Origin of the sequence: Butyricimonas sp. DFI.6.44, assembly GCF_022132345.1 — a bacterium.
GTDB lineage: Bacteria > Bacteroidota > Bacteroidia > Bacteroidales > Marinifilaceae > Butyricimonas > Butyricimonas muris.
Map to the genome: position 1 here is coordinate 116,685 of NZ_JAKNJD010000011.1, position 22,507 is coordinate 139,191.

14 protein-coding genes and 1 tRNA gene are annotated in these 22,507 nt (G+C 44.7%); 11 read left to right on the forward strand and 4 right to left on the reverse strand.

Annotated elements, in window-relative coordinates; all coding sequences use genetic code 11:
- Positions 1–94 precede the first annotated feature (94 nt).
- Positions 95–179: transfer RNA gene (locus L0M98_RS15730), tRNA-Leu, on the reverse strand.
- A gap of 189 nt (positions 180–368) precedes the next feature.
- Between L0M98_RS15730 and L0M98_RS15735 the strand changes: the two genes are divergently transcribed.
- Together L0M98_RS15735 and L0M98_RS15740 are read left to right on the forward strand one after the other, a co-directional pair.
- Complete coding sequence (locus tag L0M98_RS15735; RefSeq protein ID WP_227216879.1) at positions 369–2,777, forward strand: TonB-dependent receptor; 2,409 nt, start codon at positions 369–371, stop codon at positions 2,775–2,777.
- Between the two features lie 24 nt (positions 2,778–2,801).
- Entirely contained in the window at positions 2,802–3,419 is a 618-nt protein-coding gene (locus L0M98_RS15740; RefSeq protein ID WP_227216878.1) for an HAD family hydrolase, read from the forward strand.
- On the opposite strand, the gene L0M98_RS15745 is transcribed toward L0M98_RS15740, so the two are convergent.
- The gene (locus L0M98_RS15745) at positions 3,376–4,746 is read right to left on the reverse strand and encodes an MATE family efflux transporter (protein WP_227216877.1); all 1,371 of its coding nucleotides are present in this window, start codon (positions 4,744–4,746) and stop codon (positions 3,376–3,378) included. The genes L0M98_RS15740 and L0M98_RS15745 overlap by 44 nt on opposite strands.
- Before the next feature lie 203 nt (positions 4,747–4,949).
- On the opposite strand from L0M98_RS15745, the gene L0M98_RS15750 reads away from it, so the two are divergent.
- The 8 genes from L0M98_RS15750 (at position 4,950) to L0M98_RS15785 (ending at position 19,254) form a co-directional block, all read left to right on the forward strand.
- Positions 4,950–5,507, forward strand: coding sequence for an RNA polymerase sigma factor (locus tag L0M98_RS15750; protein ID WP_099291132.1), 558 nt, complete (start codon positions 4,950–4,952; stop codon positions 5,505–5,507).
- Positions 5,508–5,583: 76 nt separating this feature from the next.
- On the forward strand, positions 5,584–6,747 hold the full coding sequence (locus L0M98_RS15755; RefSeq protein ID WP_099291133.1) for a FecR family protein: 1,164 nt from the start codon (positions 5,584–5,586) through the stop codon (positions 6,745–6,747).
- Positions 6,748–6,856: 109 nt separating this feature from the next.
- Positions 6,857–9,463 (forward strand): zinc-dependent metalloprotease, encoded by a 2,607-nt coding sequence (locus L0M98_RS15760; protein ID WP_227216876.1) that lies wholly within the window; start codon positions 6,857–6,859, stop codon positions 9,461–9,463.
- A gap of 36 nt (positions 9,464–9,499) precedes the next feature.
- A complete protein-coding gene (locus L0M98_RS15765; RefSeq protein WP_227216875.1) occupies positions 9,500–12,094 on the forward strand; it encodes a zinc-dependent metalloprotease in 2,595 nt (864 codons plus the stop codon).
- A gap of 77 nt (positions 12,095–12,171) precedes the next feature.
- Complete coding sequence (locus L0M98_RS15770) at positions 12,172–15,501, forward strand: SusC/RagA family TonB-linked outer membrane protein (RefSeq protein WP_186974727.1); 3,330 nt, start codon at positions 12,172–12,174, stop codon at positions 15,499–15,501.
- A 19-nt stretch (positions 15,502–15,520) separates the two neighbouring features.
- Complete coding sequence (locus L0M98_RS15775) at positions 15,521–16,957, forward strand: RagB/SusD family nutrient uptake outer membrane protein (protein ID WP_186974728.1); 1,437 nt, start codon at positions 15,521–15,523, stop codon at positions 16,955–16,957.
- A gap of 18 nt (positions 16,958–16,975) precedes the next feature.
- A complete protein-coding gene (locus L0M98_RS15780; RefSeq protein WP_186974729.1) occupies positions 16,976–17,674 on the forward strand; it encodes a DUF4843 domain-containing protein in 699 nt (232 codons plus the stop codon).
- A gap of 14 nt (positions 17,675–17,688) precedes the next feature.
- Positions 17,689–19,254 carry a PKD-like family lipoprotein gene (locus tag L0M98_RS15785; RefSeq protein WP_186974730.1) on the forward strand — a complete coding sequence of 522 codons (1,566 nt, stop codon included), beginning with the start codon at positions 17,689–17,691 and terminating at the stop codon, positions 19,252–19,254.
- Between the two features lie 91 nt (positions 19,255–19,345).
- On the opposite strand, the gene L0M98_RS15790 is transcribed toward L0M98_RS15785, so the two are convergent.
- On the reverse strand, positions 19,346–19,810 hold the full coding sequence (locus L0M98_RS15790) for a DUF2059 domain-containing protein (RefSeq protein WP_227216874.1): 465 nt from the start codon (positions 19,808–19,810) through the stop codon (positions 19,346–19,348).
- 87 nt (positions 19,811–19,897) lie between these two features.
- Here L0M98_RS15790 and L0M98_RS15795 point away from each other — a divergent pair, with 87 nt between their 5' ends.
- On the forward strand, positions 19,898–21,268 hold the full coding sequence (locus tag L0M98_RS15795) for a S28 family serine protease (protein WP_227216873.1): 1,371 nt from the start codon (positions 19,898–19,900) through the stop codon (positions 21,266–21,268).
- On the opposite strand, the gene L0M98_RS15800 is transcribed toward L0M98_RS15795, so the two are convergent.
- Positions 21,257–22,477 carry a 3-deoxy-D-manno-octulosonic acid transferase gene (locus tag L0M98_RS15800; protein WP_441301367.1) on the reverse strand — a complete coding sequence of 407 codons (1,221 nt, stop codon included), beginning with the start codon at positions 22,475–22,477 and terminating at the stop codon, positions 21,257–21,259. The genes L0M98_RS15795 and L0M98_RS15800 overlap by 12 nt on opposite strands.
- Between the last annotated feature and the right edge of the window lie 30 nt (positions 22,478–22,507).

Sequence of the window (22,507 nt, forward strand, 5' to 3'; positions counted from 1 at the left end):
TTCCGAATACCGTTAATACATTTTTTTCAAGTTTCCCACAAAAGAAAAACCCTCTCAATCATTCGATTCAGAGGGTTTTCTTTCGATTTTTTTGTACCCAGGGCGGGAATCGAACCCGCACGTCTTTAAGGGACACTGGATTTTGAGTCCAGCGCGTCTACCAATTCCGCCACCTGGGCTTGAAGACGGGGACAAAAGTAGTGCTTTTCTGTCAAACTCCAAATATTATGACGTTTTTTTTACGAAAAAATGTCATAATATTTTTCAGCCCGGTATACGGCAGGATTCGGTTTTTCGATGAAAACGGGGCAAGATATAGTATAAGTCGATGTATTTTAACTACATTCGCGATAACGATATTTAAACAGATGAAAGCAGTTATTCGATTTATTCTTGCCCTATTATTTCTTGTCCCCGTGATGGCGCACGCGCAGCAAAAGGGAATCGTGAAGGGGCGCGTATTTGACAGTAAAAATAATGAACCGGTTCCTTTTGCCAACGTGGTGATCTGGAAAACGACCATAGGGACGGCGGCCGACGAGAACGGGTATTTCCGGATAGAAAATGTGCCGTTAGGATTCAATCGACTGGAAGTGAGCAGTGTCGGGTATAACACGAAGCTATCGGAAGAATTTATGGTTAACACGGCTTCCGAGCGCACGGTGAACGTGGAGCTGGAGGAGAGTTCGGTGAGCCTTGAACAAGTGACAGTGAAAGCCGATCCCTTCCGCAAAACGGCGGTAAGCCCGATGTCTTTGCAGCGCATCGGGATTGCCGAGATCGAGAAGAACCCCGGCGGGAACCGGGATATATCGAAAGTGCTGCAATCCATGCCCGGCGTGCTTTCATCCCCGGCTTTCCGCAATGACTTTATCGTGCGGGGCGGTGGTCCGAGCGAGAATCGTTTCTACTTGGACGACGTGGAATTACCGAACTTGAACCACTTCGCCACGCAAGGGGCTTCCGGTGGCGTGGTCAGTATCGTGAATATTGATTTCGTGAAAGAGGTGAACTTTTATTCCGGTGCTTTTCCGGCAGACCGGGGAAACTTGATGAGTTCGTTGCTCGACTTCAAACAAATATCCGGGAATCCGGATAAAATAAAAGTACGGGGAACTCTGGGGGCTACCGATTTCGGGGTATCGCTCGACGGTCCGCTCGCCCCGAAAACGACCTTTATCATGTCCGCGCGAAGGAGTTATCTCAAGTTCCTGTTCGACATGATCGGGTTGCCTTTTCTCCCGGTGTACAATGACGTACAGTTCAAGACGACAACGAATCTTTCCCCCAAAAGCGAATTGACGATTCTGGGTATCGGGGCTTACGACGTGAATAATTTGAATAAAAACATGAAAGATCCCGACGATGACCAGAAATACCTGCTCGATTATTTGCCGGAAAGCGTGCAATGGAGTTACACGCTGGGTGCCACGTACAAGTATTACGGGAAGCGTTGGAATCATCTTTTCGTGCTCAGCCGGAGCACGTTGCAAAACGAGATCGAGAAGTACAGCCGGAACGACAAGAGTCAACCGAAACTGGTGGACTATACCTCGGGAGAAACGGAAAATAAATTCCGCTTCGAGCACAATCGCCTGACGAGGCAAAACGTGAAACTGAATTTCGGGGCAGACATCGAGTACGCCACCTACAAGAACAAGACACAAAGGGAACTCTACACGCGAGGAGAGTTACAAAACATCCGCTACGACCGGAATTTCGAGTTTTTCAAATGGTCGCTGTTCGGACAAGCCAGTAAAAGTTTTTTCCTCGAACGCCTTTCCTTGTCGTTCGGGGCACGGGTAGACGGGAACAGTTACACGTCGGGCATGAGCAACCCGTTGAAACAGTTCTCCCCCCGCCTCTCCCTGTCCTACTCGCTCACGCCGGAATGGTTCGTCAACGCGAGTACGGGGCGTTACTATCAATTGCCTTCCTACACGACCATGGGATACGCGGACGAAAACGGGGAGCTCGTCAATAAACGGAACGGGGTGAAATATATCGCCACGAACCAATACGCGGCGGGAATAGAGTACCGTCCCGGAACCCGGACACAGATCACGCTGGAAGGTTTCTACAAGACCTACGACAAGTATCCCGTGTCGCTCGCCGACAGCATCGTGCTTGCCAACAAGGGGACGGATTACGTTGCCGTGGGTGACGAACCCGTGAAGTCGCTCGGCGAGGGACGGGCATACGGGGTGGAGCTCATGATACGCACACAAGAATTTTTCGGCATCGTGGCTTCTGCCGCCTATACCTATTTTTACTCGGAATTCAAACAGATGGATCACAACTTGCACCCGACATCCAAGTATATCCCCAGTAGCTGGGACAACCGTCATATCTTTTCGCTCACCGCCACCCGCAAACTGGGGCTTTGGGATGTCGGCATGAAATGGAGGTACACAAACGGGGCTCCCTTCACTCCTTACGACCGGGAAACGAGTTCACTGATCGTAGCGTGGGATGCCAAGAAGCAACCTTATCTCGATTACTCTCGTTTTAATAGCGAACGGGCATCCTCGTTCCATCAACTGGATATTCGGGTTGACCGGAGCTTCTATTTCAAGAAATGGTCGCTTATCTTGTATGCCGACATACAAAATATATACAACCACAAGACGAAAAGCCCCGATCTCCTTGTCCCGGAAGAGGACGCGAACGGAAGCTACCGGGTAGACCCCGATCGTCCGGGGCACTACCTGATGCGATATATAAAAAATGACACGGGGACATTACTTCCCTCTGTTGGCATAATTGTTGATTTCTAAAGTAAAATAAAATATAAGCCGATTATGAAAAACATTATTTTTGATTTAGGAGGAGTGGTAGTCGAATGGAACGGTGAACGAGTAATCGACTCATTTAAAGGGAATCCGATGTTGATCATGAACATCAAAAACAAGGGATTCTTCAAAGACTATTGGACTCAATTCGACAAAGGAATTCTCGGGCGAGAAGAACTCGTGAACAAAGTATCCGTGCTCACCGGAATATCCGCCAAAGAATGTGATGCTTTCGTGGAACACGTGAAACGCTCGCTGGTACCGATTCCCGAAACAGAAGCGTTAATCAGGCTATTGTCCGCGCAAGGCTACAAACTGTATTGTCTATCCAATATGTCGCTCGACTTTTACGAGTATCTCAAGACGCGGGAAGTGTTCAACTATTTCGACGGGCAGATTATCTCGGCGATAGAACACATGGTTAAACCGGACAGGGAGATTTACGAGTTGATATTGAAACGATATCACTTGAAACCGGAAGAATCACTATTCATAGATGATCTTGCCGCGAATGTCAAAGCCGCACAGGCTCTCGGCATTAACACGGTACATTTCTCGGATAAACAGAAAGGGTACAAGGAAATCAGGGAGAGGTTGGGGAAAAAGGTTTCAAATTTTTCTTCCTGATAAAGTAATAAAAACGACAACAGAGCATAATGCCGGTCAGGGTGAGCCCGAGAGGATAACCCGTCCAAACCCCTTCAATACCCCAATCCAGAACGAAGCCGCAAATGTAAGAAACGGGCAAAGCGACCACGAAGTAGCCGATAAAGGAAATGACAGCCATAGAAGTCACATCCGAAACGCCTCGCAGGGCATTGGCAAAGATAATTTGCAGACTGTCGCCGAATTGGTAAAAAACGAGGATCACCATCAACACGGCAACCAAGTCTACCACCTCTCCCGATGAAGTATATACCAGTCCGATATGTCCCCGTACCGACAGGAAGAATATGGAAACGGTCAAAGCCAACAAAGCTAACAAGTGGATTCCCGCCATGGTTGCCCGTTTCACGCTCGCGATATCTCCCCTACCGTAAAAGTTACTTACCCGTATCGAAACCGCAGACCCGACACCATAATACACCATAAATCCAAGGGTGGATATAGAGGCTACCACCTGATGCGCCGCCAAAGCGACCGTGCCCAGCCAACCGATCATTACCCCGCTGATGCTGAATAACGCTGTTTCCATCCCCATTTGCAAACCGACCATGATTCCCATACGATTCAGCACCCGCAAGTCTCCCGAATTATACGCTGTCCGACGATACCCCACCAAATAACGACGATAGGACAAACGCCGGAAAAACAAGACGGCGAACGCGACAAACATGAATACCCGGGATGCCAGCGTGGATATTCCCGCTCCCGTTAAGCCGAGTGCCGGAAGCCCGAAAGTCCCGTAAATCAGAATCGTGTTCCCGATAATATTCAGCACGTTGGCGGAGAGCATGATCCACATGGAAGTCTTCGTGTCCGTGATGCCGTCGGCAAATTGCTTGAAGCTGTTGAACATCATCACGAAAACCAACGAGGCTAACTGTAACAGGAAATAAGGCCGAATGAGCGGCAGTAACTCTTCCGGCTGTCCCATGCGATGAACATTCAAGAAAACCACTCCCATGATCAACGAGAGCAACACCCCGATCATCAAATTAGCCAACAGACTGTTGCGCAAAAGACCGCCTACCCGGAACTTATTCCCCCGACCGAAAAATTGCCCGATCAAAGGAGTCAACCCGTATGAGAAACCCAAGCCGAAAAGAATCGGGATATTGAACACGCTATTCACGAACGAGGAAGCCGCCAGATCAGCCGTACTGAAATGTCCCACCATAATATTATCCACCAACCCGACCACGACAACCCCTAGCTGTCCCAACACGATAGGCACGCCTATCTTAACCGTTTCCGAGTAATGCCGCCCGTATTTCCGTAACCAATTGCTCATGCTGTCCGTTTGAAAACACAAAAATAGAGATATATCCCAAAATATTCTAACTTTGCCCCGAATGATTGTTTCAATTTATAAGGCAAGACTCTGACAGGCGATTTTGAAAAAAATATTTAACCGTTGTCACCCGCGGGTGAATATTATTTGTCTCAAATGTAGGGATGGTATGTGAACAATGAAGATTAAAAAGACAAAAAGAGATGGAGGAAGAGACTAACATGCATTTATTCTCGACAGATGAACGTAGCAAACAACTGTTTACCACGTTTTATCCCGCGTTATGTCTTTTTGCCAACCGCATCTTGAATAATTTTGACGAGGCCGAGGATATCGTTCAAAATGTTTTCATTACCTTGTTACATAAAAAGGTGAAAATAAACAAAATAAACTCACTCAAAGCCTACCTTTACAGTTCGGTACATAACGCTTGTATTAATCACTTGAAGCATCAAGCATATATCACTGAAAAAATGAAAGACTTCGAGCAAGAAGTCTATGAAGAAAACAGTTACCTGCTTCAGCGAATCGAAAGCGAGATTATGGAAGAAATATTCAGTACCATCGAGAAACTTCCGGAAGAATGCCGGAAGGTCTTCAAACTAAGCTACATCGACGGTATGGAGGTTTGTAAAGTTGCCGAAACCCTTCAGATCTCAGAAAACACGGTGAAAACCCAACGCCTGAGAGCACGCAAATTCTTGAAAGAAAATTTAAAAGACTTGTTCCCCTTATTAGTCATTATTTTTCCTTGTTTTTAAAAATCTTCGAAAAAATAATACCCTCTGTCACCCGCGGGTTCAATTCTTTTGTCTTAAGGATAAAAGACGCCATAAAATGAGAAAAGAATCCGACATACAGAAAATTTCCGAACTGATCTTGAAACAGATGAGGCAGGAAATCACGGAAGAAGAAAAACTCTTTCTCGCCAATTGGTTGAAACAATCGAATAAAAACCAAGAATTATACGTTCGTATACAAAACGAAAACTATATACTGGAACAATATCGATTGAAACAAACGATTGACACGGACAAGGCATGGAAACACGTGACTTCCTTTCCCCGAAGACGCGTATCCCGCTATTTCGGGTACGCGGCAACCATTCTCCTTCTTCTCGGTACCTATTTTATTTACCGGATAGAAAGCCGCACGGAAATAAAGCCAAAAGATGTAGTTGCCATGAAACCGATTCAACCGGGAGTGGGCAAAGCCACCCTCATCGTGTCGAACCGGGAAGAGATACAATTGCACAAGAACTGCCAACTTGAATTAACGGATAATTCCGGGACAAAATACCGGAATGATTCTGCCACGTTATATTACCAAACCGGAACACCCGAGAATACAACCGCCCAAACGGATAATATCCATACCTTGGTTATCGGCAGAGGGGGAGAATACAGCGTCATGCTGGCGGACGGGACGAAAGTACATCTAAATTCCGATTCCAAACTCCGGTATCCGGTTACTTTCACGCGATCCGAACGCCGGGTGTATCTCGAGGGAGAAGCCTATTTTGAAGTCAGTCGGGATGAGCGACACCCGTTTATCGTGGAAGGAAAAGATTTTGCCGTACAGGTACTCGGTACAAGTTTCAATATATCCAACTACAAGGATGATGACGTGTCGCGGGTCGTGTTGCTGGAAGGTAGTGTACAAGTTAAAAAAGCAAACAAAAACTATAAACTGAAACCCGACGAAGCCCTCGAAATAAGCGGGGACGACATCAGCATCAAAAAAACAAACGCCAGAAACGCCATATCGTGGAAAAATGATAAATTTTATTTCTCCAACGAACGGCTGGAAGTCGTCATGATGAAATTGGCAAGGTGGTATGATGTGAACCTGTTCTACACGAATCAAACCATTAAAGATTACCACTTCACGGGTTTCATTCCCAAATATGCCGATATCACAAAAGCATTCCGCGTGTTGGAACTGACCGCTGATGTAAAATTTGAGGTAAAAGATCGAACAGTGACTATTATGAGGATATAATAATACAAATTAAATAGCTTATTATTAATTATTTATTGATTCGAAACACGAATCAATTCGGGTGTTGTGTGCATAAATCACACGTATGTAAAAACTTAAAAAAATTACCATGAAGTACAAATTGTTATTATTGCTCTGTTTTTTCACAGTAGCGTTCTTAACTGAAACAGAGGCTTCTGCCAGAAAGAAAAAGAAAGAAACGGCAAAAACTCCTGTCAAAAAAGAAAGTGCTTACGACAAGCTCTTTAAAAAAGACCACACACAAGCAAAAGGACTCATCAATTTACATCGGGTCGATAATAAATTGTATTTTGAACTTCCCCTTCAACTTTTGGGAAAAGACATGTTACTGGGATCGACCGTAACGGAAATCAGTGATAACGGGGATGCCATCGTGGGACAAAAACCCAAAGAGCCGTTGCACATACAATTTACCATGATCGATTCCACGATTCAATTAAGGCAAATTTTCAATTATTCGATCACACGCCCTGAAGATAAAAACATTGCCAATGCCATCGAGAAAGCCAACATCGGGGCTATTATCGGGGTTTACAAGGTTGAAGCCTACAACCCGGACAGTACGGCGGTGGTCTTCGATATCACCAAATTGTTCGTGGGTGATAACAAAGACCTCGAACCGATCGATGATTACGGTGCCAATACTTACGGGGGATATCTGGTCAGAAGCAGCCGCTTCCAGCAAGACAAATCTTTCCTCGGGGAAATCAAGGCATTCGAGGATAATGTCCTCGTGAGGAGCCACCTCTCTTACGAGTGTGATATCCGCGGAGGACAGAACTATTACGAATACAAAAAACCGCTTACGGTAGTAGCAACCCGGAGTATCGTACTCTTGCCGGAAATCCCAGCGAGACCCCGTATCGCGGATCCGCGAGTGGGAATATTCCCGACCATTAAAATCCAATACACGAACACCGACAACAAGGCTGTTAATGTTTTTTACGCCAACCGTTGGAGACTGGAACCATCGGACGAGATCGCCTTCAAAAAAGGACAACTCGTGGAACCGAAAAAGCCGATTGTTTTCTACATCGACGATAATTTCCCGGATATGTGGAAAAAATACATCCACATGGCAGTAGAGGACTGGAATCTGGCATTTGAAAAAATCGGTTTTAAAAAAGCTATCATCGCCAAGGATTTCCCGAAAGACGATCCGGAATTTGACCCGGACAACTTGAAATATTCCTGCGTACGTTATGCCCCGACATGGATGGCTAACGCGATGGGACCGTCATGGACAGACCCCAGAACAGGAGAAATCATTAACGCATCGGTATATATCTATCACAACTTGATCAGCTTACTGTACAACTGGCGCTTTATCCATACCGCCGCGGCTGATCCGGATGTACGTTACAAGATTCTCCCCGAGCAAGTTATGGGTGAGGCCATTCGATACGCGAGCCGTCATGAAGTGGGGCACTGTCTTGGTTTCATGCACAACATGGCAGCCTCGGCTTCCATTCCGGTCGAAAAACTGAGAGATCCCGAATTTACACAAAGGTACGGTACCACGGCATCCATCATGGACTACGCCCGTTTCAATTATGTCGCACAACCCGGCGATAAAGAAAGAGGCGTGAAATTAACCCCGCCGATTCTGGGAGAATACGATTATTTCCTCATCAAATGGAGTTATTCTCCGCTTTTAGACGCCAACTCTCCCGAAGAGGAAACGACAACATTAAACCAATGGGTGCGCAAAAAAGCCGATGACCCGATGTACAGGTACGGCAAACAACAAATCTGGACACATTATGACCCTAGCTCTCTGTCCGAAGATTTAGGCGACGACGCCATGATCGCGTCCGAATACGGTATCAAGAATTTGAAATACATCCTGTCGAACTTGAATAACTGGTTTACCGACAGCGACAAAGACTACAAGCACAGATTCTCTTTGTACAACGAGATAGTACAACAATACGTGAGATACTTGAATCACGTGTATGCCAATATCGGCGGTATTTACCTGACGGAAAGATACGAGGGAGATCCTCGTCCGAGCTATGAAGCCGTGCCGAAAGAGAAACAAAAACGAGCATTACAATTCATGATGGCACAAGTGAGAGATATCGACTGGATCGAAAATAAAGATTTGTTGAAGAATTTCACGCTTATCGGTTCCCCGAGTTCGGACATCCAATCCGAAGTAGTTTCCCGCATCGTGGACGGGGTAAGCAAACTCCCCCTCTGCGTGGCAAAAACAGATAAAGATCCCTATACCCCGGAAGAATACCTGAACGAGATTTATAACTTCGTGTGGGCTACAACACTAAAAGGCGGAAAAACCCAAGTGGCAGATCGTAAGTTACAAGACGCTTTCGTTTCCGCATTAATCAGCAAAAGTAGCGGTTCCGGTTCCGGCGGCAGCATCACGATCGGGATTACAGACGCCTTCAAAGCGATCGAAGTTCCCGAATATATCAAACAAAAAAGCATCGAGGATTACGGACACGCCGCACTTGAATATGCCGCTCCTCAAGAAGCTAACGACAACGGAGAGGTCAGCGGATTCGGGTTCCTGCAAGCCGTTAATTACACGACTTCGCCTTCCGTGTCACACATCTATTACGGGATGTTGCTAAAAACCAAGAACCTGTTGGAAAAGAACATAAATCATCCCTCGCTGGAAACCAGAAATCATTACCAATTATTGTTGCGTCGGATTGACAAAGCGATGAAATAGCCTGTAACCTTTTTAGTAATGATAAAAAAAATTGATATGAACAAGATAATGACTCTTCTCATCATTTGCTTCTTGATACCGACACTCGGTACGCAAGCCGCAACGAGAAAGAAGAAAGAGAATAAAACAGAACAGAAGAAGCAAAGCGAATACGACAAACTGTTCAATACACCCGCGTGCAAGACGGTAAAGGGCTTGATCACGTTACACAAAATCGACGGCAAGGTCTATTTTGAATTTCCGTTCTCGTTATTCGGGAAGGAAATGTTACTCGGTTCGACCGTCGAGGAGATTAGCGACAACACGGAAGCACTGGTGGGACAGAAGCCGCACAGACCTCTGCATATCTACTTCACCAAAATAGACACGAACGTACAAATGCGCTATGTTTACAACGCTTCGGTCACCAACGCCAAGGACAAAAACATTCAAGAAGCCATCGACAAAGGAAATATCGGTGCTATCGCAAAAATGTTCCCGGTCAAATGCTGGAATAATGATAAATCGGCGGTCGTGTTCGACGTGACAGACTTCCTCGTAAGTGATTTATACGAGATCGATCCTTTCGACCCGTACAGCGCAAGTACCTACGGCGGTTGGATTCAGCGTATCACGAACTTCAAAAAAGACCGTTCGTTTATCGGCGATATCATGGCTTTTGAAGACAACGTATCAATCAGCAGTCACCTTTCCTTCGGGGTAACCATGAGAGCCCTCGGCATGTTCGAGTACCAAACGGACAAACCGTTCTCCGCCCTCGTGAAACGCTCCTTAATCCTATTGCCGGAGAAACCGATGCAACCCCGGATTCTAGACCCGCGCATCGGGGTTTTCTACACGGGGAAAATGAAATTCACGAATGACGACAATGGTTCGGACGTCGTTTACTACGCCCACCGCTGGAGAGTTGAACCCAAGGACATGGAAGCCTACAAGAGAGGAGAGCTTGTAGATGTAAAACAACCGATTATCTTCTACATCGACCCGAATTTCCCGCAAATGTGGATGAAATACATCCGCATGGGAGTGGAAGACTGGAACCGTGCTTTCGAAGAAATCGGATTAAAGAATGTCGTACAGACCAAAATGTTCCCCGTTGACGATCCCGAATTTGACCCGAACAATATTAAATACACCTGTATCCGTTATGCTCCCATTCCCGTGGAAAACGCCATGGGTCCCTCTTGGGTAGACCCAAGAAGCGGGGAGATTCTGAACGCTTCCGTGTACATCTATCACAATCTCGTGAGTCTTCTTTACACGTGGAGAATGTTGCAAACGGCAGCCGTAGACCCGAGCGTAAGGCAGATCACCTTGCCGGAAGAGGTCATGGGTGACGCCATCCGCTACGTCGCACGTCATGAAGTGGGACACTGTTTCGGGTTGATGCACAATATGGCATCCTCTAATGCCTTCCCCACGGACTCTTTGCGTTCCGCCACCTTCACGCAGAAATACGGCACGACTCCTTCCATCATGGATTATGCCCGCTTCAATTACGTGGCACAACCGGGGGACTTGGAAAAAGGGGTAAAACTCACACCGCCTATCATCGGACAATATGATTACTACGCCATAAAATGGATTTACAAGCCTATCCCCGAGGCGAAAACCGCAGAAGAGGAAGTTCCGACGCTGGACAGATGGATCAGTGAAAAAGCCGGAGATCCTGTTTACAGGTACGGGAAACAGCAAATCATGTCCCGGTATGATCCGAGTGCCTTGGAAGAAGACTTGGGTGACGATGCCATCAAGTCCGCCACCTACGGTTTGAAGAATTTAAGATACGTCATGGAGAACTTGAACGAATGGGTTGCAGCGTCGGACACTGACCTCTCTTTCAGAAATCAGATGTATTATGCCATTCTGAATCAATTCAGAACCTACATGGGACACGTCACTCCTATCATCGGTGGTATCTACCTGAACGAGAAATACGAGGGCGATCCGCGACCGACTTACCAGTCCGTACCGAAAGCAGAACAAAAGCGGGCTTTACAATTTCTGTTGCAATTACAGGAAGATATGTCGTGGCTGGATAACAAAGAAATGCTCAAAAATATCCCGATTATCGGTAATCCCGGAGTGCTTTTCCAGCAAACACTGATCAGCAATCTTATCAGCAACGCTTCCGGCTTAGGGCTATGCATCTCGAAATCAGAAGATCCATACACGGAAGAGGAGTACTTGCAGGATATATACGATTACATTTGGAAACCCACACAAAAAGGTGTCACGCTGAAAAGCCGGGAACGGGAAGCACAATTGACTTTCGTGAAGAGCCTAATCAAAGAATCCAAACTGGATGCCGGAAAAGGCAAGGCAAGAGGCAGTATGAATATCACGGATAACTTGACGCTGGATCAATGGCTGGATCAAAAGATGTTCCAACTCTACGGTTATGTCCCGGAACAAGCAAAATTATCTGCCGACAGCCCGGAACCGGTGCAAGGCGTTGGATTCCAAAGACGGGTAAAAGCGGAATTTCCAAGTATCGCGCACGTGTATTACAATGTTTTGATGAAGACCAAACAACAATTGGAAAAAGCCAAGAACACGGGTAATACCGAAACCCGTAATCATTACGCTTTACTACTGCATCAAATCAACCAAGCTCTCAAAAAAGATTGACAAATAACAGGACGAGAGACCCGAAAAACAGTCTCTCGTCCCTATCTAATTTAATTACAAACATAACAATAGCAAACATGGAAAAAGAGTGTCATCTAAAACAGTTGCTATGCAAGGGGCTGCTAATTCTTTGCCTGCAACTTTTCGTTACCTTGTCCATCTCCGGGGAAAACCTGTACGGACAACAGCACAAAGTAGTGACGGTCAACTTGAAAAACGTAACGTTACTCCACGCGCTGGAATATCTGACAAACGTGGTCGGATGCGAGATTCTCTACAATCACGAACAAGTCAGGTCGGATAAAAAGTTTGACTTGGAAATGACAGACAAAACACTGGAAGAGGTTTTGAATAAATGTCTGGAAGGTACAAGCCTGACATACAAGATCGTGGATAATGTGTTCGTGTTGACCAACCGCACCAAAGAAGAGGAGAAAGCGAAAGAGATAAAAGGTGTCGTTGTAGACGTCAAGGGCGACTCCATCCCGGGTGTTACCGTCATGATCAAAGGAACTACTATCGGAACGAGTACCGATGCAAAAGGTCTGTTCAAAATGACCATTCCCGCCAACTTGAAAGATCTTACGCTCGTTTTCACCTATGTCGGCATGGAAACTCAAGAGGTCCAAGCCGGTAACAAGACAACCTTCAGAATTGTTTTGAAAGAAAAAGAGGAAAGTTTGGACGAAGTTATTGTTACGGGATATTCCAACATCAAAAAATCAAGTTTCACGGGAAGTGCCGTACAATTGAAGAAAGAAGATATCTTGAAAGTGTCCAAACGAAACGTTATCGCCGCACTGTCTACCTACGATCCTTCATTACGAATCATCAAAAACAATGAATGGGGTTCCAACCCGAACAAAGTTCCCGAGTTTTACATTCGCGGACGTTCCAGTATCGGGACAAAAGCACTGGATAAACAAGCGTTGGAAAATAACCCGAACACTCCTACTTTCATCATGGACGGCTTCGAAGTAACGGCAGAGAAAGTGTACGACATGGACCCGGAAAGAATTGAAAGTATCACGATCCTCAAAGACGCTGCCGCAACCGCCATGTACGGTTCCCGCGCTGCCAACGGAGTGATTGTAATCACAACGGTAGCCCCCAAGCCGGGTGAGATCCGTGTAGATTATTCCATGGTCGGCACCCTCGCCATTCCCGACCTGTCCGACTATAATCTTATGAATGCGGCAGAAAAACTGGAAGCAGAACGGCTTGCCGGATACTATGACGAACTTTCGGCACAAAACACGTATTACCAGAAACTGGAAGACGTTGCCCGGGGAGTTGACACCTACTGGATCGGTCAACCTCTCCGTAACTCCTTCAGCCACAAACACAGCATATACATTCAAGGTGGTGTGGAAAGTATTCGTTTCGGGCTGGATCTTTCCTACAACAACAATGACGGAGTTATGAAAGGATCTTTCCGGGATAATATGGGAGCCGGACTAACCTTGGATTATAGATATAAGGATCTACAGATTAAAAACTATATAGCCTACAAATCCAACAAATCCAAAGAATCTCCTTACGGGAACTTTGCAGATTACACGAGACAGTTACCCTATAACGAAATGAAAGATTCCTACGGCAATTATAGTAAAACACTCAAATGGGGAGATTTTGATAAAACCAATCCTCTATACGAGGCCACTCTTGGCAACTATGACAGATCGTCCTATAATGAATTACAAGATAATGTAGGTATCAACTGGTATATTATTGACGGACTACAAATAAAAGGTACTTTCGGCGTAACCAAACAATGGACAAAATCTGACGTTTTCGTGGATCCCCTGTCTCAAAAATCCCAAAATTCAAGTGACCCGTACAATTTATTAAGAGGTTCATTAACAAGATCCAGAGGGAATTTCTTAAGTTGGGATCTATCCGTCATGTTAATTTACAACCGTCAATTACATAAACACAATATAAACGCTACATTAACTTATAACGCCAGAGCTCAAGAAACAGATTCGGAAAGAAGCGAATACAGGGGATTCCCTTCCAGCGATCTGGTATCTCCGGCCTATGCAAAAGAAATCTATCAGAAGCCCACTTTCGCGGACAACGCAACCCGGAATATCGGTTTCCTCGCTTCTGTAAACTATGACTACAATAACATATACGCTCTTGACTTGACGTATCGTCTGGATGGTTCCTCGGAATTCGGAGACAAGAAAAGATGGGGTTCTTTCTATTCCGGTGGTGCAGCCATAAACATTCATAATTACGATTTTTTAAAAGGGAACAAAGTCCTCACCCTATTAAAAATCCGAAGTAATTACGGGCAATTAGGTACTGCTAATTTTGCTCCTTACGAGGCATCTACCCGTTATCTGGCCAATCTTGACAATTGGTACAGTTCCGGGTACGGTGTTTCCCTCATCGCTTTAGGAAACCAAAATCTGGTGTGGCAAAAAACAAATTCTTTAGACCTTGGTATCGAATTTGAGCTATTTGACGGACTTTTCTACGCGAAAGCATCGTGGTATAACAAACAGACGGTAGATATGGTAAATGATGTTACTATTCCTTCTTCTGCCGGTTTCAATTCTTACAAAGAAAATCTCGGAAAGCTTGAAAACAAAGGATTTGAAATTGATGTAAGAAGTGATTTTGTCAGAACGAAAGATTGGGCTGCCTCCGTGTTTTTAAATCTTTCGCACAACAAAGGTAAATTGAAAAAGATATCAAACGCATTGCAGGAATACAACGACAAGGTGAACTCTCACTATGACGATTATTATTCTACCCCGGACGAGGAATTGATGAAACCCTTGTTAAAATACGAAGAAGGTCAATCACTGACAGCTATCTGGGGAATGCGATCTCTTGGAATCGATCCGACAAACGGAAAGGATATGCTATTGAACAGAGACGGTAGCATCACTTACGACTACACGGCAGAAAACCAAATCGTACTGGGAGATACGGAACCCGATGCGGAAGGTAATTTCGGTTTAAATTTACGTTATAAAGGTTTCACCTTATTCACTTCATTCAAATTCCAATTCGGGGCACAAAGCTACAACTCCACGTTGGTTTCAAAAGTTGAAAATGTCAACCTGCAATATTATAACGCGGATAAACGCGTATTGTATGACCGTTGGCATGAAATCGGGGATATTGCAAAATACAAAAGCATCAAAGATTACAGTGAAACAACAAGACCGGTTTCCCGCTTCGTGCAGGACGATAATTGGCTGGAACTGACTTCACTCACACTAGGATACGATTTCAGCGAACATGCATGGATGAAAAAAGCCCGTTTAAAAACGTTACGTGTTGAATTCAACATGAATGATTTGATGCATGTTTCTTCAATAAAGCAGGAGAGAGGACTTTCTTATCCTTTCGCTTATAACATGGGATTCTCATTAAAAATCGGACTTTAATCTAATAAAATACATGACCATGAAAAAAATAATATATATCGCCCTTTGCCTAATAGGATTCTCCGGTTGCGACAACTGGCTGGATGTTTCGGCTTCAGACCAGATTAAAGAGAGTCAATTGTTTGAAAACGGGAACGGTTTCAGAAGTGCTTTACTAGGCATATACCAGAATCTTTCAACAGAAGATCTTTACGGTAAAAATATGACGTGGGGATTCATGGATTGCCTCGGACAACTATACGATCCCAAAGCAATAACATTAAACGGTGGTGAACTGGTTCAAGCCCAAAATTACGCATTTGAACATAGTGCCGTCAAACCCGTTATTACTAAAATATGGGAATCCATGTACAACTGCATAGCGAATTGCAACAACGTAATCACAAACATAGAACACGCAAGCCCATCTATCTTCGAGTATAAAGAAGAAGAAAAGAATATGATCTTGGGAGAGGCTCTAGCCTTACGCGGATTTATGCACTTCGACCTGCTCAGATTGTTTGCCCCGGCGCCCAAGGCAGGAGCTTCCGGAACATATATTCCCTACTGCACCTCGTACCCCGAAATTCGGAGTCCTAAACTTTCGGTAGATGACTTTTTAAAATTAGTTATCGAAGATTTGGAAAAAGCCCAAGACTTAACGGCTAAATTCGACACGCTGCCGGATAATATAAAAGCTATACAAGACGCTTTTTATAGAGTAGGGAAAGCAAATTATTTCCAAGAAAGAGGTATTTTCTGGAGTTATCGCGGGACACGCATGAATTACATGAACGTAACCGCGTTACTGGCAAGAGTCTACATGTACTCCGGACAAATTGACAAGGCGTATGAAGAAGCGAAATACTTACTAGATTTCGAAGGATTGGAATATCCGTCATATAGTTCAAGTTATGACGGAAACTCCAAAAGTAGGGAAGATATCATTCTGGCTTTTTTCAACAAAAATGTTACCGAGATATTTAAACCATGGACAGGTGAAAACGGTTATCTGAAAATCCGGAATGTAGAAGATTTATTCGAAGGCGAAACTACCGACCGCCGCTATTCAAAAATGACAACGGAAATAGCCAAAGGTACCCGGATTTCAGCCAAATATGTAGGTTATGAAGACCCTTCTAAAGAAAGAGATAACGGTCCGCTCATTCCCGTCATAAGAAAAGCCGAAATGTATTATATCGCTTGCGAATATTTTTTGCAACACAAAAAAGTGGATGAAGCAAAAGCATTACTGGCCGAATTGCGAGAAGAACGCGGTAACGGAAAACCTCTTCCTGAATTATCCGAAAGTCAATTTATCGAAACGATGCTTTTAGACGCAAGACGAGAGTTAATGAGCGAAGGACAACTTTTCTTCCTGTATAAATATTATAATCTTCCTATTTGGGATGGCAAGACAAACCCGGCAATCACCGCCAAGTTCGTATTACCCGTTCCCGCCAGTGAAAATATCTAATTCATAAAATTACCGATTATGAAAAAATATCTTGTAATACTCATTTGTCTGTTCACGATATGCAGTTGTACAGAAGAAGAATCACCCTATTATGAAGGCGGGCATTACATCTATTTCCGCAACAGCTACACCTCGGATAGTATTGAAATGTCATTCTTTTTCTATCCCGGGCAGGATAAAGTACCCGTGTGGTTAAAACTCGAATCCGGAGGGGATATCTTTACAAAGGATGTACCTGTCAAATTCTCCGTGGATAAAGATTTGTCAACCGCGGCAGAAGAAGATTACGACCTCCCGACAGATGCCGTATTCCACGCCGGACACCAGAAAGATTCCACACAACTATTCTTGAATTACACGCCCAAACTGGATGACAAAAGATTTAAGCTCGTCGTGAATCTGGATGCATCCGACGCTTATACCCCGGGACCGAAATTATACCGGAAAGCCGTAATTATTTTTACAGCCATTCCCTCTCGTCCCGAATGGTGGGATTCTGACATTGAAAAAGTTTATCTCGGCAAGTATTCTGATCTCAAGTACGAAACACTCATGAGCGTCACGAAAGTTTCTGATTGGTCCAATCTTGAATCGCCCGAAAAACGGGCATTGGCACTACAATTCAAATACTACCTGCAAAAGTGCGCGGAAGACCCTGAAATAGGTCCCGTTTTAGATGAAGACGGTCGACCGATGACTGTAACTGTAATTGGATAAATAAAAATAAGACTATGAAAAAGATATATATTTGGATTTTATCATTGTCTGTCCTGATTTTAGGATGTATGGATGATAAAGGTAATTATAGCTATTCAGAACTGAACAAAATCACGATAGATAATATCGCATGGAGCAACAGTATTAACTATGGAGATCCCTTGAACATAACTCCCGAATTATCTTTCTCTCTCGATAGCGTCAATGTAAGTTTAAGTTACGAATGGATTGTCAACGGTGTGGTTATAGATAGTACCTCTCCCGAACTCCATATCGAAAGTTTCAAAGAATTTGTCGGAAACCGGCGTTGTTATTTCCGCGTGGAAGATAACAGCACGGGTATGAAATACACGGCAGAATTCATGGTAAATGTTTCCGGCACATATCAAGCCGGTTGGCTTATATTATCGGAAAAAGATAACAAATCCTACCTCTCCTATGTCAAAGAACAAAAGAAAGAGGATGACGATGGCAATCTTATTGAAATCGTATACGGAGAAGAAACCGATGTCTACAAAAATGTCAACGGAACCGATCTTGGCTCCGAACCGATAAAATTACTCGAACATTGGAGCTCAAACTATTCGTCCATTGGAGAGATCCTAGTGTTACAAAAATCCGGTTCCGTGGAATTAGACGGTAGTGCCCTCACGAAGGCTGTTGACACGGAGCTGGAATTCCTTGGAGAAACATATCCCGCCAATTTCGTACCTAAGGATGCCCTTTATCCCGAAATATGCGGTTACTTGCTTTCCGAAGACGGAAATGTATACAGTCGTCGGAATGATGTCCCAAAAGAATATCATTCGGGACGCTTCATGGCGGAACCAATGCGGGCAAGCGGCGGCATGCGTATCAGCCATTTCATCCCGACCTTATATTTGAATAGCAAATGTATACTCATGTTTGACGAACTCAATCATCGCTATTTAGCCTGCATGGATACGGATTACGAACCCAAATTATGCGGGGAACCCACCGTTATCTCGCATAAAGATTATCCCGACGATTTTTCCGACCTTAATAATATGACACGGGAAATTGTATTTGCGGCAAGCTATGAAAACCCGGATCCTTGGGCTGACTATGAAAACAGCGTATTTTCAATTTTGTATGACAGAACTGAAAACCAATACTATATGCAGAATTTCGGCATAGGTGCTGTATGGTATACAGGAGCAATCAACATCGCTCCCGACTACGAAATACCTTTCCCGGACGGAGATATGTTGAACGGAAATAATGTTTTCGCCATTTCCCGGAAAACTCCTTATTTCTTCTTTTCAGCAGGAGCCAATCAAGAGAAATTATACTGGAGAGATATGAATGATAAAACCGGAAAAGCACACCTTTTCGACATTGACTTTGAAGGGCATAGCATCACTTCAATCGCAGTTGCCATGAACGGCGACAGAATAGGCGTCGGTCTGGACAATGGAATATTTTACCTCATTGACGCAACAGATGTAGGAATCTGGAAAAGCAATGTTCTATATAAAACAAAGAACGACATGGGTAAAATAAAACATGTTATCTTTAAAAGCGGAGCAAGAAGCGTATTCATGTGGGGCGAAGAATAGATAAAAACTCTGTCCGTCACCGGCTTTCTTTATAAACAAGAACCGGCGGCGGACAGCCCTCAATCTTAAATCTAAAATTTAAAATCGTAAATCACATATACCCTTTCTCCTTCAACATCCCCTGTATCTTCATCGCGATCTGCATTCCCCATTGTTGCCCTACTTTCATACTTTCGGACATGATTCCCGGTTGTGCGGCAGCCATTTTCTTACCCACGGGTGTTTCATAGAATTTGATAATACCTTCCAAATCAGCCTGTGTCAGGTGTTTCGAATAAACCGGAGCCAACATACCGACAACATCGTCCATGATGGTTTTCATAATTTCCGCCTCGGCTGTTTTCCAAAATTCCTCGGGTACATTCGGCAATTGTTGCTTCATCATGGCAAACATTTGCGGAACGACCATTTTGAACGTAGCATCACCGCCGGAAACGGTGATCATCTTTTTCAACGTCTCTACATATTCTTTTGAAGGTTGGGTCTGAGGAGCTTTTGCCTCCGCGACATTCCACAAACACAAGGATAATGCGATTAATAACAAAATTCTTTTCATATTCTTTTAATTTTTAAATAGTGTAACAAAGGTATCTTTTTCATATAAAATTCATACCTTGCAGACTGAAAAATAAAGAGCTGACCTATGAAATATGTATTTACACTTGTTGTATCCCTATTATTAGCATGCGGAACGTTATTCGCGAACGGGCCGTTATTACAGAAATTACAGCAAATCACAGAGATATCCGATATACGGGAATTAAAAGTTCCTCCCTATAGCGAATATTACGAGTTTTGGTACGAACAACCGATCGACCATAACAATCCCGCGAAAGGCACATTCAAACAACGGGTGTTGCTCGGGCATCGGGACTTCAAAGCGCCCATGGTGGCAATCTTGGAAGGATACGGGATATATTCTCCCACCGAAAGCGAGTTATCGCAATTATTCAAGACAAACCAACTCACGATAGAACACCGTTTCTTCAACAACAGCAAGCCCGCCGGGGAAACTCCTTGGTCGGACTTGACGCTGAAACAAGCGGCTACCGACCAACACGAGATCATCCAAAGTTTGCGCCAAAAGGTATACCCCGACACGAGATGGATATCAACCGGTATCAGCAAAGGCGGACAGACCACCGTCTACCACCGTTACTTCTACCCGGAGGACGTGGAAGTCAGCGTACCTTATGTTGCCCCGATTAACCTAGAGAAAGTGGACCCCCGTTTAGAGAAATTCCTTTCTAAACTCGGCGATACCCCGGAAAACAGACATTTGCTCGAAGGTGGCGGTAAAGAAACCAAATGGCAAATCTTCGATTTCCAGAAAAAATGTTTCGAGAACCTCAACAAATTATTACCCATGCTGGAAGAAACGGCACGTTCAAGAGGCTATACATTCGAAAAAGCAGGCGGCACGGAGCGGGCATTGAAATTAATCATCATGGAATTCCCGTTTGCATTCTGGCAATGGGGCAATAACATCAACGATATGCCACAACCGGAAGTGGAAGACTTCGAACAGATATACAATTATCTTGTCCGCATCTCGTCACCGGATTTCTTCAGTGACCAATCCATCAGAGACATCGAGGCCTTCTATTACGCCGCACTGACCGAAACGGGCATGTATGCGTACAACATCAAGCCCTTCAAAAAATATTTCAAAGAAGAAAAGGACAACATAATCACCTTTGACTTCGCTATGCCCAAGGGATACGAGAATACGCCTTTCAACACGAAACAATTACATGACATAAATAACTGGCTACAAACAAAAGCGGAAAATATGCTCTTTATCTACGGGGGAATAGACCCATGGAGTGCTACCGCCGTTGACTTGAAAAAGAATACCAAGTGTGCCAAATACATAAAAGCGGATATGGATCACAAATGCCGTATCAAAGACTTCGAAAACCTTACCCGCGACGCCATCCTAAAGACCTTGAAAGCATGGATCAAGGGTGTCGAAGTGGAAAATGAAGCGGAAGAAGAAGTCCTATTCTACTAACTGGCGAATAATCGCATCCGTAGCGCCCAATTGTTTATTGACAAACTTTAAAGCACTTTGCCCGGCTGCCTCAGCGATAGCCGGGCTATTTATTAACGAGTCGAGCAAGGACGTGAATTGTTCCTTATCCTTGATCGAGAACGCTCCCCCGCAATCAATCAAGTCTACCGCTTCTTTGAATTTATGATACTTGGGACCGAAAATCACCGGGATTCCGTATATCGCAGCTTCCAACGTGTTGTGGATACCCTTACCGAAACCGCCGCCGATATAGGAAATGGAACCATACCGGTATATAGACGACAGCACCCCGATAGTATCGACCACAAGTACTTGACATTTCGTCACATCGGCATTTTCATCCGTGTAACGTGCCGCGGGTTTATGACACTTGTTCAGAATATCACGGATATGCCCCTCCCCGATCTCGTGAGGCACAATAATCCATTTAAAGCCCCCTTCCTGTTTATTGATATAATCCATGATAATCTCCTCGTCCCCCGGCCATGTACTTCCGCAAACCACGGCACGGCGGTCATTACAGAACGCTTCCACTTTCTCGATTCGTTTTGCCGCATCCGCGATCTGTTTTACGCGATCAAAACGGGTATCTCCCGTCTGTTGCACGTGGGTAATCCCGATAGAGGCGAGCAACTTAACGGATTCCTCGTCCTGCACGTAAAGGCGGGTAAAGAAACGTAACATCCGGCGGTACAGTCCGCCCCACTTTTTGAAAAAAGGCTGCTCCCGGCGGAAGATAGCAGATATCAAATAAGTCGGCACTTCACGTTCGTGCAACTCCCGGAGATAATTATACCAGTACTCGTATTTCACGAACACGGCAGCATCGGGATGCCATATCTTCATAAAGCGACGGGCATTTGCCGGGGTATCCGTCGGCAAATAGAATATATAATCCGCCCCGGGATAATTCTTCCGAATCTCGTAACCCGAGGGGGAGAAAAAAGTCAACAATACCTTCGTGTAAGGCTCTCTCTCTTTCAACTTCTCGATCACCGGACGTCCTTGCTCAAACTCCCCGAGCGAGGAGGCATGAAACCACACCAATCGTCCTTTTTCCCGTCCTGCCGCTTCCATCCGTTTCCATATTCCCTTTCTTCCCTTCACCCACAAAGCCGCCTTCTCGTTAAACAGAGAAGCAATACCAATAGCGCCGCGATAAGCGATAATCCCGAAATTATACCCCAACATATTATTTTAGATTTTAAATTTTAGATT

Coding starts and splice junctions, on each gene's coding strand:
- L0M98_RS15780 (WP_186974729.1), top strand. CDS start 16,976: ATGAAAAAATATCTTGTAATACTCATTTGTCTGTTCACGATATGCAGT.
- L0M98_RS15750 (WP_099291132.1), top strand. CDS start 4,950: ATGGAGGAAGAGACTAACATGCATTTATTCTCGACAGATGAACGTAGC.
- L0M98_RS15790 (WP_227216874.1), bottom strand. CDS start 19,810: ATGAAAAGAATTTTGTTATTAATCGCATTATCCTTGTGTTTGTGGAAT.
- L0M98_RS15770 (WP_186974727.1), top strand. CDS start 12,172: ATGGAAAAAGAGTGTCATCTAAAACAGTTGCTATGCAAGGGGCTGCTA.
- L0M98_RS15745 (WP_227216877.1), bottom strand. CDS start 4,746: ATGAGCAATTGGTTACGGAAATACGGGCGGCATTACTCGGAAACGGTT.
- L0M98_RS15760 (WP_227216876.1), top strand. CDS start 6,857: ATGAAGTACAAATTGTTATTATTGCTCTGTTTTTTCACAGTAGCGTTC.
- L0M98_RS15785 (WP_186974730.1), top strand. CDS start 17,689: ATGAAAAAGATATATATTTGGATTTTATCATTGTCTGTCCTGATTTTA.
- L0M98_RS15765 (WP_227216875.1), top strand. CDS start 9,500: ATGAACAAGATAATGACTCTTCTCATCATTTGCTTCTTGATACCGACA.
- L0M98_RS15740 (WP_227216878.1), top strand. CDS start 2,802: ATGAAAAACATTATTTTTGATTTAGGAGGAGTGGTAGTCGAATGGAAC.
- L0M98_RS15755 (WP_099291133.1), top strand. CDS start 5,584: ATGAGAAAAGAATCCGACATACAGAAAATTTCCGAACTGATCTTGAAA.
- L0M98_RS15735 (WP_227216879.1), top strand. CDS start 369: ATGAAAGCAGTTATTCGATTTATTCTTGCCCTATTATTTCTTGTCCCC.
- L0M98_RS15775 (WP_186974728.1), top strand. CDS start 15,521: ATGAAAAAAATAATATATATCGCCCTTTGCCTAATAGGATTCTCCGGT.
- L0M98_RS15795 (WP_227216873.1), top strand. CDS start 19,898: ATGAAATATGTATTTACACTTGTTGTATCCCTATTATTAGCATGCGGA.